At 67.3% G+C, this 11,853-nt stretch carries 12 protein-coding genes and 1 tRNA gene; 6 read left to right on the top strand and 7 right to left on the bottom strand.

What is annotated here, in order from left to right; translation table 11 throughout:
* Nucleotides 1-57: 57 nt before the first annotated feature.
* The 5 genes from ABDZ95_RS12145 to ABDZ95_RS12165 all read right to left on the bottom strand — a co-directional run bounded on the left by ABDZ95_RS12145 (nt 58) and on the right by ABDZ95_RS12165 (nt 4,802).
* The gene (locus ABDZ95_RS12145; RefSeq protein WP_343794089.1) at nt 58-534 is read right to left on the bottom strand and encodes an SH3 domain-containing protein; all 477 of its coding nucleotides are present in this window, start codon (nt 532-534) and stop codon (nt 58-60) included.
* Between the two features lie 115 nt (nt 535-649).
* Nucleotides 650-2,320 carry a lysine--tRNA ligase gene (locus ABDZ95_RS12150; RefSeq protein WP_343794091.1) on the bottom strand — a complete coding sequence of 557 codons (1,671 nt, stop codon included), beginning with the start codon at nt 2,318-2,320 and terminating at the stop codon, nt 650-652.
* A gap of 49 nt (nt 2,321-2,369) precedes the next feature.
* Nucleotides 2,370-2,708 (bottom strand): hypothetical protein, encoded by a 339-nt coding sequence (locus ABDZ95_RS12155; RefSeq protein ID WP_343794094.1) that lies wholly within the window; start codon nt 2,706-2,708, stop codon nt 2,370-2,372.
* Nucleotides 2,709-2,868: 160 nt separating this feature from the next.
* A complete protein-coding gene (locus ABDZ95_RS12160; RefSeq protein ID WP_343794096.1) occupies nt 2,869-4,329 on the bottom strand; it encodes a hybrid sensor histidine kinase/response regulator in 1,461 nt (486 codons plus the stop codon).
* A 59-nt stretch (nt 4,330-4,388) separates the two neighbouring features.
* Nucleotides 4,389-4,802, bottom strand: coding sequence for a hypothetical protein (locus ABDZ95_RS12165; protein ID WP_343794098.1), 414 nt, complete (start codon nt 4,800-4,802; stop codon nt 4,389-4,391).
* Nucleotides 4,803-4,905: 103 nt separating this feature from the next.
* On the opposite strand from ABDZ95_RS12165, the gene queA reads away from it, so the two are divergent.
* The 3 genes from queA (at nt 4,906) to tgt (ending at nt 7,782) form a co-directional block, all read left to right on the top strand.
* Complete coding sequence (queA, locus tag ABDZ95_RS12170) at nt 4,906-6,015, top strand: tRNA preQ1(34) S-adenosylmethionine ribosyltransferase-isomerase QueA (protein WP_343794100.1); 1,110 nt, start codon at nt 4,906-4,908, stop codon at nt 6,013-6,015.
* Nucleotides 6,012-6,485, top strand: a complete 474-nt coding sequence (locus tag ABDZ95_RS12175; protein ID WP_343794102.1) for a hypothetical protein — start codon at nt 6,012-6,014, stop codon at nt 6,483-6,485. Before queA ends, ABDZ95_RS12175 begins: the two co-directional genes overlap by 4 nt.
* 181 nt (nt 6,486-6,666) lie before the next feature.
* The gene (tgt, locus tag ABDZ95_RS12180; RefSeq protein ID WP_343794104.1) at nt 6,667-7,782 is read left to right on the top strand and encodes a tRNA guanosine(34) transglycosylase Tgt; all 1,116 of its coding nucleotides are present in this window, start codon (nt 6,667-6,669) and stop codon (nt 7,780-7,782) included.
* Here tgt and ABDZ95_RS12185 read toward each other — a convergent pair.
* A complete protein-coding gene (locus ABDZ95_RS12185; protein ID WP_343794106.1) occupies nt 7,779-8,861 on the bottom strand; it encodes a CaiB/BaiF CoA transferase family protein in 1,083 nt (360 codons plus the stop codon). The genes tgt and ABDZ95_RS12185 overlap by 4 nt on opposite strands.
* Before the next feature lie 110 nt (nt 8,862-8,971).
* On the opposite strand from ABDZ95_RS12185, the gene ABDZ95_RS12190 reads away from it, so the two are divergent.
* Nucleotides 8,972-9,048: transfer RNA gene (locus ABDZ95_RS12190), tRNA-Lys, on the top strand.
* 78 nt (nt 9,049-9,126) lie between these two features.
* Nucleotides 9,127-9,657 carry a hypothetical protein gene (locus ABDZ95_RS12195; protein ID WP_343794108.1) on the top strand — a complete coding sequence of 177 codons (531 nt, stop codon included), beginning with the start codon at nt 9,127-9,129 and terminating at the stop codon, nt 9,655-9,657.
* Here the strand turns inward: ABDZ95_RS12195 and ABDZ95_RS12200 are convergent.
* Complete coding sequence (locus ABDZ95_RS12200; RefSeq protein ID WP_343794110.1) at nt 9,654-11,387, bottom strand: ATP-binding protein; 1,734 nt, start codon at nt 11,385-11,387, stop codon at nt 9,654-9,656. The genes ABDZ95_RS12195 and ABDZ95_RS12200 overlap by 4 nt on opposite strands.
* A 195-nt stretch (nt 11,388-11,582) precedes the next feature.
* Between ABDZ95_RS12200 and ABDZ95_RS12205 the strand changes: the two genes are divergently transcribed.
* Nucleotides 11,583-11,837, top strand: coding sequence for a hypothetical protein (locus ABDZ95_RS12205; RefSeq protein WP_343794112.1), 255 nt, complete (start codon nt 11,583-11,585; stop codon nt 11,835-11,837).
* Nucleotides 11,838-11,853: the final 16 nt, after the last annotated feature.

Here is an 11,853-nt window from a genome sequence, read left to right on the forward strand (position 1 = left end):
AAGAGAGAGGGCCGCCCCTTTCGGAGCGGCCCTTCGATCCTTGCGGATGCGCCGGGTCTAGTACGGCGCGACGTAGCGGGCGTTCACCCAGCCGCCGCCGGCGATCTGGACCCATTCGCCCTGCGAGCCGATGGCCGAGAACGGCTGGCCGGCCGACAGGTTACCGACCTGGCGGTAGCCCGTGCCCGGACCCGAGCGGATGCGCAGGTTCGAGGTGGCCTGATACTGGGCGCCGCTCTGGGCGTTGTCGGCGCGCTGACGCTGCTGGTTACAGCCGATGTACGAACCGGCCGCGGCGCCGGCCGCGGCGCCGGCCACGGCGCCGAGCGTACGCTCGTTGCGCGAGATCTGGCTGCCCGCGAGGCCGCCGATGACGGCGCCGATCAGGGCGCCGCCCTGCTGGCGTCCGCCGGGGGCGTCACAGTTGGTGATGCCGTTGGCCTGCTGGGCCATGGCGACGGTCGGCAGTGCGACCGGGGCAAGACCGCCCAACATGGCGGCGGCGGCGATAGCGACGGTGATCTTCTTCGACATGACTCTCTCCTGTCATCGAGGTGGTCGATGGAATGGAGAATGCCCGAGCCAAGCTGAAGGCTCCCAAAGCCTCGCCGTTATATTCAGTTCATGTACGTTACCGGACCGACCCGGCTCAGGACGCCAGCTTTCCGTTGGCCCCCGCCTCGATCAGCTCGATCGTCGCCGGCAGGCCGTAGATCGCGGCGAACGAGCCGAAGCGCGGCCCCTGCGATGCGCCCAGCAGCACCTCGTACAGCGCCCCGAACCAGGCCCGCAGCGGCTCGAACGCGTGTTCCTTGCCCACCGCATAGACCTCGCCCTGGATCAGTTCGCCGTCCGTCGTATCCGCCGGCAGGGCCTTCAGGCGCGCCGCCAGGTCCAACAGCGCGGCCTTCTCCTTGTCGTCGGGCAGACGATAGGTCTTCGTGGGGCGGACGAAGTCCTCGTAGTAGTTCAGGGCATGGCCCATCAGCCGGTCCAGCGTGGGCTCGCTCGAAGGCGTCGCTTCCGGCAGATACTTGGCGAAGTACGCCCACAGTTGTTCCTTCGACGAGGCGTTGGCCACGCCGACGAGGTTCAGCAGCAGGCTGAACGACACCGGGCTGGCCACCTTCGGCGGGTTTCCGGCGTGGATCGACCAGACGGCGTTGTCGATCTGCTTGGCCGGCTCCTGCGTCTGGAACTGGTCGATGAAGGAAAGATAGTCGTCGATCGCCCGCGGAATGACGTTGAAGTGCAGGCTCTTGGCCGACTTCGGCGACTGGAACATGTACCAGCTCAGGCTCTCCGGCGTGCCGTAGCGCAGCCACTCGTCCATCGTCAGGCCATTGCCCTTGGACTTGGAGATCTTCTTGCCCTCGATGTCCAGGAAGAGCTCGTAGTTGAAGCCCTCCGGCGGCGTGCCGCCCAGCGCGCGGCAGACCTTGGAGCTCTCGCGCACGCTCTCGATCAGGTCCTTGCCCGACATCTCGTAGTCGACGTCCAGCGCCGTCCAGCGCATCGCCCAGTCGGGCTTCCACTGCAGCTTCACATGCCCGCCCGTGACCGGAACCTCGGTGCGGCCGCCGGCGGGATCGTCGAAGACGATGGTTCCCTTCTCCACGTTCCGCTCCAGCGTCGGCACCTGCAGCACATGGCCGGTGATCGGGCTGATCGGCAGGAAGGGCGAATAGGTCTCGCGCCGCTCCGCCCCCAGCGTCGGCAGCATGATCGCCTGCACGGCGTCGAACCGCTCCAGCAGACGCAACAGCACCTCGTCGAACCGGCCGGACCTGTAGGTCTCGGTCGAGCTCATGAACTCGTAGTCGAAGCCGAAGCTGTCGAGGAAGGCCTGAAGCCGGGCGTTGTTGTGCGCGCCGAAGCTGTCGTGCGTGCCGAAAGGATCGCGCACGCGGGTCAACGGCAGATGCAGGTCCTCGCGCAGCATTTCCGGGTTCGGAATGCCTTCCGGGACCTTGCGCAGGCCGTCCATGTCGTCGCTGAACGCGATCAGGCGGGTGGGCCAGTGATCGCCGGTCAGGGCGCGGAAGGCGTTGCGCACCATTGTCGTGCGCGCCACCTCGCCGAACGTGCCCATGTGCGGCAGGCCCGACGGACCATAGCCGGTCTCCAGGATCACCGGCCGCTGCAGCACCTCGAACGTCGCCAGCGCCTCGTCCGCCTTGCCGGCGTCGATCAGAAGTTTGGCCGCATCTCGCTCGGCGTCGCTCAGCCGCTTCTTCAGAACGTGGTTCAGAAGATTGCGGGCCTGTTCAAACGGCCACGACTTTGCGTCGCGCGCGAGGGTTTCGATGTTCTGCAGCATGCGACGGGCTTTGACGCCTTGAGGCGCGCGGGTCAACGCCCCGACGTCGTCAACGCCGATACAACCCCATCACCCAGCCGCCGACGGCGGCGGGCCAGACCGCGACGTAGAGGGCGAAGATCGGATTGATCGTCCCGAACGCCAGCACCATCGAGAGGTACAGCGCCGCGGTCGCCGCCCCGCAGGCCAGGGCGTAGATCCATGGACGCCTCCAGCCCAGCGTGCGCAAGGCCAGATCGATCAGCAGGTTCAGGATGGCGGCTGCGACAACCATCTCCGCGATGGCGATAGCGCCGGGAACCACCAGGCTGGCCAGTGAGGCTCCGTTCATCCTGAAAGGCGAGATCAACGGCATCGCCGCCATGGTGGCTGCGCTGACAACCGCCATGGCCAGAAGCCCCAGCCAGTACCCGCCGCGGCGCGTCCTTGGCTCAGCCCGTTCCGGCGTTGGAACGCCCGCTGGCGCAGTCACTCGACGTCCAAAGCTCACGACGACCTCCCGATAGCTGCAAGAATCTACCGGCGGGAGGTAAAGACAACCTTGGGCTTCAGCGCGTGTTCACCTGAAGGTCCGCTTCGACGACCACCTCCGACCGCCAGTCGTCGCGCCACGGGGTCGAAGCCCACTGGAACAGCTTGGTCAGCAGTTCCGGCGCCTTCACCGGCTTGGCGATGCAGTCGTTCATTCCGACTTCGGCATAGACCACCATCTGCTCGGGCAGCGTATTGGCCGTCAGGGCGATGATCGGAACGGCCGACGCCTCGTCCTTCAGCAAGCGGATCCGCCGGGCGGACTCGACGCCGTCCATCACTGGCATCTGGATATCCATCAGGATCACATCCCATTCGCCGCGCGACGCCGCCGCAAGCCCCTGCGCGCCGTCGTCCACGGTCTCGCAGACAATGCCCTGCAAGGCCAGCAGCGCCGAAATCAGAGCGCGGTTGCTGTCGTTGTCATCGACGTAGAGAACGCGCATCGCCCGTTCCTCCTCGTCGTCCGCAGGAACAGGTTCGACGTCGCTCAGGTCGGACTCGTTGGTCGACTGTGGCGCAGCTCCGCCGATCCAGTCGTCACGCTGCGACAGGCCGATCATCTGTTCCACGACATCGGCCAGCCGCTCGCCCGCCGCATGGATGCGGCCGGCGTGATCCCGCTGCGCCGGCTCAAGCCCGGCCTCGGACAGCAGGGCCGAGAACCCGAGCACAGCGTTCAACGGCGTGCGCAGCTCATGGGACATGTCGGTCAGGAACCGCTGCCGCGCTTCCGCCATAGCCGCCTTCTGTTCTGCAGCGGCGCGGGCGGCCTCGGCCTCAACACGATCCGTCACATCGCGCTCGTTCAGCAGCACGCTGATGGCTCCGGTCACCGGGTCGTGGAGCGGGCGGCAATCGATATGGTGCCAGCGCGGCCCGGCATCGGTCGACATTTGAAACAGTGCCCCGGTCGCCTGCCCCTGCATGGCGCGGCCGAGGACGACCTCGCCCTCCTGAGCGACGACGAACCGCCCGGTGAAACCGGCATCCAGTCCATATGCTGCAAAGGCCGCCGGGTTGGCGAACAGGGACCGGCCTTCCCCGTCGAACAGGCCGACTGGCCCCGACGAATGTCGCAGCGCCTCGACCGCGCGCCGTTCTTCCGGTTCAACCTCGACGGCCGCCGCCTCGAAAAGCAGCACCTCCCGTCCGTCGGCGAGGGCGACGGTCGAGATCACGGCCTGCACGGTTACGGGCTGACCGTTGGGATAGAAGGTCCAGTGCTCACCAACCTCACGCCCGCCTGAAGTCGCCGTCCGCAAGCGGTCCGTGCGCGCCCTGACGGCTGGCGAGAGCTTCGAGAAATCCCGCGACAGAAGCTCGGCAAGATCGACCGCCCCCCAGAGAGCGAGAGCCGCGACATTGGCGTAGACGCCCCGGCAACTGACCGGATCGAACAGCCACACCGGTCGCCGCAGGCGATCCCAGGCATCGAGGCGCCCGCCGTCGGCGAGATATGGAAGTTCGAAACTCATCGACGCAGAGTGCCGGAAACGCCTGAAGCAACGTTTAAGTCAGACCAGGCCTGAAGGTATCAGCCCTCGATCTGATTGGAAGCCCGCTCTCCACCGCCCGGAATGGCGATGCAGCGCTGGCGCGTGCCGCCGTCGGCGGTGGGCTCAACGCGCGGTGCGACGGAGGCGACTGTCGTGCCGTCGGCCTCGTAGGTGGCCAGGAACTGGCAACCGGTCTGAAGGTCGGTCAGCACATAGACGCCGGGCTGGTCGGTCGGCGTCTTCGTCAGATTGGCGGTGACCGCGCCGCGCAAAGCTCCGACCGGGTCCTCGACGGCCTGCTGGATCTGGGCAGAGCGTTCGTTGATCTCGGTCACCGTGGCAGAGGTCTTGGCGGCGGTGTCCTCGATCTCCTGCAGGGTGGAGACGGCGTCCTCGCAACCGGCGACAAGAACGAACAGGGCGGAGGCGGCCAGGCCGGAGATCAGTTTCATAAGGTGTAGATGGCAGCGCTGACGTCGCCCGTCAGGCTGACACATGGTCTCACCATGCCTCCGCCTTGACCGCGCCGCATGTACATGGCCTTTGCGCCGGCTGATGAAGACCGCCGATTTCGACTTCGACCTGCCGGAAGACCGGATCGCCCTGCGCCCGGCCGAGCCCCGCGATTCCGCGCGCCTGCTGGTCGTGCGCCCCGACGGGCGCGAAGATCGCATCATCCGCGACCTGCCGGATTTCCTGCGGCCGGGCGATGCACTGGTCTTCAACGACACCCGCGTGATCCCCGCGCGCCTGTCCGGCGTACGTGAACGTCCCAATCCCGGTGTCGGAGGTCAGGAGGGCGAGACCCTGACCGTCGAGGTCGAGGCCACCCTGCACCACCGCGACGCGCCGGATGTCTGGTCCGCCTTCATGAAACCGGGCAAGCGCATCAAGGCGGGCGACCGTATCCGCTTCGGCGCCGTAGGCGACGCCGCCTGTGACCTCGGACGGCTCGATGCCACCGTCGCCGACAAGGGGGAGGACGGCCTTGTCGTCCTGAAGTTCGACCTGTCCGGCCCTGCGCTGGATGACGTCATCCGCGACGTCGGCGTCATGCCCCTGCCGCCCTATATCGCCGCCAAGCGCGCCGAGGACGACCGCGACCGCTCGGACTATCAGACGGTCTTCGCCGAGCATGACGGCTCTGTCGCCGCCCCGACGGCGGGCCTGCACTTCACCCCTGCCCTGCTCGAAGCGATCCGCGCGACGGGCGTCTCGACCCACGCCGTGACCCTGCACGTCGGCGCCGGCACCTTCCTGCCGGTCAAGGCCGATGACACCGCCGACCACAAGATGCACTCCGAGTGGGGCGAGGTCTCGAAAGAGACAGCCGACGCCCTGAACGCCGTCCATGCCGCCGGCGGCCGCATCGTCTGCGTGGGCACCACCTCCTTGCGCCTGCTGGAGAGCGCGACCGGCGAGGACGGCGCCATCAAGCCCTTCCACGGCGACACGGCAATCTTCATCACCCCCGGCTACCCCTTCCGCGCGGTGGACATCCTGATGACCAACTTCCACCTGCCGAAGTCGACCCTGTTCATGCTGGTCAGCGCCTTCGCCGGGCTGGAGACGATGAAGGCCGCCTACGCCCACGCCATCGCCGACGGCTATCGGTTCTATTCCTATGGTGACGGTAGCCTGCTGCTCCGGAGCGACGCTCAATGACGGCCCTCCCCCGTCCCCTGATCCAGAGCCTTGAAATGCTGGCCGCCACAGCCGAGGCGCTGGAGCTCCGCAACGACTGGCTCGTCTTCGGCGGCGCCGCCATGGCCCTGTCCGGACTGCCGGATTGGCCCGTGCCGGACATCGACGTGCTGGCGTCGGAAGAGACCGCCAACGACCTGATCGAGGCCTTCGGCGGCCGGATCATCACACCGAAGACGCAGGACCGCTTCCGGTCGCGCTTGCTGGCCCGGATCGACAGCACCCCGGTGCCGATCGAGATCATGGTCGGACTGGAGGTGAAGACCGACGATGGCTGGGCGCCGGTCGCCTTCCGCACCCGCGTCGACCGCCCGGTTCAGGATCGCCACATCCCGACCGCTCGCACCGCCGAACAGGCCGCCATGGCTCGCCGCTTCGGCCGTCCCAAGGATTTGCAGCGCGCCGAGGCGCTGGAAAAGCTGACCGACTGACCGCTCGGCGCCGATAGCAACGGGAACTCCCGTAAGATTTCAGAGGCTTGGGATTTATCCCCGGCACCCCCGCAGACCGCCTTACAATGGCGTCCAAACCTCGCCTTCCGCCGCTCCAGATTTGAAAGTGTCCTGAAGTGTCCCACGAATTCTTGCGTCATTCGGACACTTCGCAAACCGCATGACCTTCCCGTTCGACATCTCGAAGACCGACGGCCGCGCCCGCACCGGCGTGCTGAAAACCCCGCGCGGCGACATCCGCACGCCTGCTTTTATGCCCGTCGGCACGGCCGCCACGGTGAAGGCGCTGACGGTGGATCAGGTGAAGCAGACCGGCGCCGACATCCTGCTGGGCAACACCTACCACCTGATGCTGCGCCCCGGCCCGGAGCGGATGGAGCGCCTCGGCGGGCTCCATGAGTTCATGCGCTGGGACAAGCCGATCCTGACCGACTCGGGCGGCTTCCAGGTCATGTCTCTGTCGGGCATCTCCAAGCTGACCGAGGAGGCCGTGACCTTCTCCAGCCATATCGACGGCTCCAAGCACGTCCTGACGCCGGAACGCTCCATCGAAATCCAGGCCGACCGACTGGGCTCCGACATCGTCATGCAGCTGGACGAGTGTGTCGCCTGGCCCGCCGAGGAGAAGCGCGCCCGCGAGGGGATGGAGCTGTCCGCCCGCTGGGCCCAGCGCTCGAAGAACGCCTTCGGCACGCGCGACACACAGGCCTTGTTCGGCATCCAGCAGGGCTCGACGTTCGAGAACCTGCGCAAGGAATCGTCCGAGCGCCTGCAGGAGATCGGCTTCGACGGTTACGCCATCGGCGGCCTGGCCGTCGGCGAAGGCCATCAGGCCATGTGCGAGGTGCTGGATTATGCGCCGGAGTTCCTGCCGAAGGATCGCCCGCGATATCTGATGGGCGTGGGCAAGCCGGTCGATCTGGTCGAGGCGGTCTGGCGCGGCGTCGACATGTTCGACTGCGTCCTGCCGACCCGCGCAGGCCGTCACGGTCAGGCCTGGACCTGGAGCGGCCCGATCAATCTGAAGAACGCCCGCTTCGCCGAGGATCAGGACCCGCTGGATCCCGAAGTTCCCTGCCCGGCCTCACAGGACTATTCGAAGGCCTATCTGCATCACCTGATCCGGGCCGATGAGATCCTCGGCAAGATCCTGCTCAGCTGGCACAACATCGCCTTCTTCCAGGCCCTGACGGCGGCCATGCGGGCGGCGATCGCGGAAAGCCGCTTCGACCAGTTCCGCAAGGACTTCCACGCCCGCCACACTTCGAACGGCTAACGCCAGCGGGCCAGCGCTTCGTCCAGCGACAGGTCGGCGGGCTGAGGTTCCGGCAAGGCGTCCTCGCCGCTGAACCTCGGCGCCAGGGAGGGCTGGACAACACCCTGTTCGACAAAGGTTTTCCGCGCCCTGTTGTGCGGATGATGCGGAGCCTCGGCCAGGGTCAGGACCGGGCTCACGCAGGCGTCGGTTCCCTCGAAATGAGCCGCCCAGTCGTCCCGGTCCCGGGTCGCGAACAGGGCCTCGAACAGGGCATGCAGGGCCGGCCAGTTCGGCATGTCGAACTGCGGCGCCTCCTCCGCCGTCAGCCCCAGCCCGGCGATAAGGGCCGCGTAGAACTGAGGCTCCAGCGCCCCGACGGCCACGTACTTCCCATCCCGGCAGGTGAAGCACCGGTAGAAGGGCGCGCCCCCGTCCAGGAGGTTCGCCCCCCGCCGGTCGCTCCACAGCCCCCGGGCCGCGAAGGCGTGGAACAGGCTGGTCAGCAAGGCCGAGCCATCGGTCATGGCCGCATCCACCACCCGACCCCGGCCCGTGGTCTTCGCCTCGACCAGGGCGGCCAGCACCCCGGTCACCAGGAACATCGCCCCGCCGCCATAGTCGCCCACCACGTTCAGCGGCGGCCGCGGCGGCCGATCGGGCTCTCCCATCCCGTGCAGGGTTCCGGACACGGCGATGTAGTTGAGGTCGTGCCCGACGCTCTGGGCCAGCGGCCCGCTCTGCCCCCAGCCCGTGATCCGCCCGAAGACCAGCCGGGGGTTCGCCGCCGCCACCGCTTCAGGACCAAGCCCCAACCGCTCCATCACGCCGGGCCGGAAACCCTCGATCAGCGCGTCCGCGCCGGCCAGAAGCTCCAGCACCCGCGCCTGATCCGCCGGATCCTTCAGGTTCACCGGCACGGCGGCGCGGGCCCGGTGCAGCACCTCCCCGCCCACATCGCTGAACACCGCCGCCCCGGCCCCCGCGCCGCGCGAAAGCCTCAGCACCTCTGCGCCCAGATCGGCCAGCAGCATGCCTGCGAAGGTCACGGGACCCAGCCCGTCGAACTCGATGATCCGGACGTCGGAGAGTGGTTTCATCGCATCTGCCTAGCCTTTGATCGACGAACCGTCGAGGCGGCGCTTGACCCCGGCCCCGGCTTGCATCAGAAGGCCCGCTTCCGGAGCGAATCTGCGCCCCGGTTCGATGTGCGTCCTTAGCTCAGTTGGTTAGAGCATCTGACTTTTAATCAGAGGGTCCTCGGTTCGAGCCCGAGAGGACGTACCATCGATCTTCCCGCGCCTGCGGGGATTTCCGGACATCGCAACGCCTTCCGTTCGCCGCGCTCGCGTGGTTGAACGCGGCATGCGCCGTCTCCTGCTGCTCGCCCCGATCGCCCTGCTCTCCGCCTGCGCCGCCGCGCAGGATTTCGGCTCGGGCGTCGGCGCTGCCGCGACCGCGCCGCTGGACGACTTCAACCTGCGCCGGGAGTACATCCCCACGGTCCTGCTGCAGGCCGAGGCCAATCCGTACGATCGCCGGAACCTGAACCACTGCAGCACCATCGCCGCCGAGGTCGGGCGTCTGAACGAGGCGTTGGGACCGGATGGCGACGAACCGCCCGCGCCGGACGGCTCCACGCTGGGCGAGCGCGCGGCCGATGCGGCCTCCAAAGCGGCGCTGGACGCGATCCGCGACGCTTCTACCGACTTCATCCCGGGCCGGAGCTGGATCCGCCGCTTGACAGGGGCCGAGCAGCACAGCCGGCACGTCCAGTCTGCGATCCAGGCCGGGCGTGTGCGCCGCGCCTTCCTCAAGGGGCTGGGCATCCAGCGTAACTGCGCCCCGCCCGCCTCGCCCAGCTGGTTCCGCCCGCGCGGCGCAAGCCAGCGCTAGGCGACGGCGGCCTCGACCGACGCGCCGTCGTCGGCGCAGGCCTCCGCCAGCGTCGAGGCCAGCAGGATCGGGTCGATCGGCTTGGTCAGGAAGGCGTGAACCCCGACCTGGTCCCAAGCCGCCCGGTGCGTATCGAGGGCATTGGCGGTCAGGGCGATCACGGGCGTTGTCCGGTTCTGCCCGCCTGCCCGCAGCCGCCGCGCGGCCTCAAGCCCATCCATCACCGGCATCTGCATATCCAGCAGGATCGCGTCGAACCGCTGCCCCGCTGCGGCCTCCAGCGCCTCCTGCCCGTTCTCGACCAGGGTCAGGTTGCAGCCATGCGGCTCGAGCAGCAGCTTGAGGATTCGCCGGTTCACCTCGTGGTCGTCGGCCGCGAGGATCGACCGTCCCTGAAGCGCTGACACATCGGCTGGCCCCGACGTCTCACCCTCCACGACCGCGACGGCCATGGCCATCGGCAAGCTCAGGGTGAAAGTCGAGCCTTGGCCGACGACGCTCGTCGCCGTCAGATCGCCGCCCATAAGTCGCGCCAGCTTGCGGCTGATCGCAAGCCCCAGCCCGGTCCCGCCGTAGCGACGGGTCGTGCCGGCATCGGCCTGCTCGAAACTGTTGAAGACATTGCCCAGCCGGTCCGCCGGAATGCCGACCCCGCTGTCCGTCACGGCCACGACCATCTGCCCGTCGACCCAGTCGACCGAGACCACGATCTCCCCGGAGGCCGTGAACTTCACGGCATTGGAAATCAGGTTGAACAGGATCTGCTGGAACCGTAGCGGATCGGTCCGTACCGCATCGGGCACGGCCGGCGCGATGCGCACGACCAGGTTCACGTCATTGGCCGACGCCCGCGGTTCCCACAGCCGACGCAGGGCGGTCAGGCGCGCGCGGACATCCATGTCCGTCACCTCCAGCTCCATCTTGCCGGCCTCGATCTTGGACACGTCGAGCACGTCGTTCAGCAGCCCCATCAGGACATCGCCCGCATCGGTGAGCATGGTCACATGCTCGCTCTGCTGATCATCCAGCCGCGTGCGGCGCAGCAGGTTCGCCGCCGAGATCACGGCGTTCATTGGCGTCCGGATTTCGTGGCTGATGACCGCCAGGAAATCGGACTTGGCGGCATTGGCGACCTCGGCCTTGTGCCGGGCCTCCTGCGCCTCTGCGTTCGCCGCCCTCAATGCGCCCGTGATCGTCGAGCTCTGCCTGACCGCCACGACCAGATGGCTCATGTACAGCAGGCATCCGATCGCAATCAGCGCCTCCTGCCACTCCCCGATGATCACGGCGGTCATGATCGGCAGGCTCAGGAAATAGGCTCCGTGCGTCGCTACCGCCGAGATCAGAATCGGTCGCGCGTGGTGCATGTGCAGACTGACGTGCAGCAGGCCGCCAGCCACCTGTACGATCGCGAACAACCGCCCGATCTCGCCGCCGGTAATCCAGAGATACACCGCTATGCCCGAATAGACGGCGACGCCGAGGAAGGTGACCAGACAACTCAGGGCGACATAGGCACGGTCAGGTACCCACCGCGGGTTCTCGCGGAACCGCCGGAACACCAACCAGTCGACGGTCTGGGTCGCCAGAACGCCGCCGAGCCACACCGCTGGCCATATCGAGGGCGAGATGACCCAGGCGGTGACGCCTATGAAGGCAGCCAAGGCCAGACGCGTCCAGAGCTCGCGGAAGCGCACCTGCGCCACCATGGCGTATGTAGTCAGCGTCATCGCCACCTCCCGTAACGAAGGTATGGCTCGGAATGTACAACGAAGGGTTTCTGGTTGTAATTTTGATGCAACTCTCCCGTTAAGGTTAAACCCTCTCACGCGTTCCGAGGGGATGCGCCGCCATGCGAAAATCTTTATGGGAACGACAGATAAAGCGGAGCGTTTGACGCCAGAATCCGGGGGAGACCACATAAGATGAAACGCATGTTCGCCCTGCTGGCCGTGTCGGGGGCCTTCGCGCTCGCAGCCTGCGAGGACCCGCGCCCGGTCGAGGACGAGTTTATCGGTCCTCCGGTCGAGGAACCGGTTGCGCCCGCAGCCGAGGATGTCGCTGCGCCGACCGATGCGGTTGCTCCGCCTCCCGCTCCCACCGACTCGTCCTCGCAGCCCACCGAGCCGCGCACCTCGGAGCAGTCCGTACAGCCGGAAAGCGAGACCCTGTTCTACTAGGGTTGCCATCGCGCTG

This window comes from Brevundimonas kwangchunensis (genome assembly GCF_039523815.1).
GTDB lineage: Bacteria > Pseudomonadota > Alphaproteobacteria > Caulobacterales > Caulobacteraceae > Brevundimonas > Brevundimonas kwangchunensis.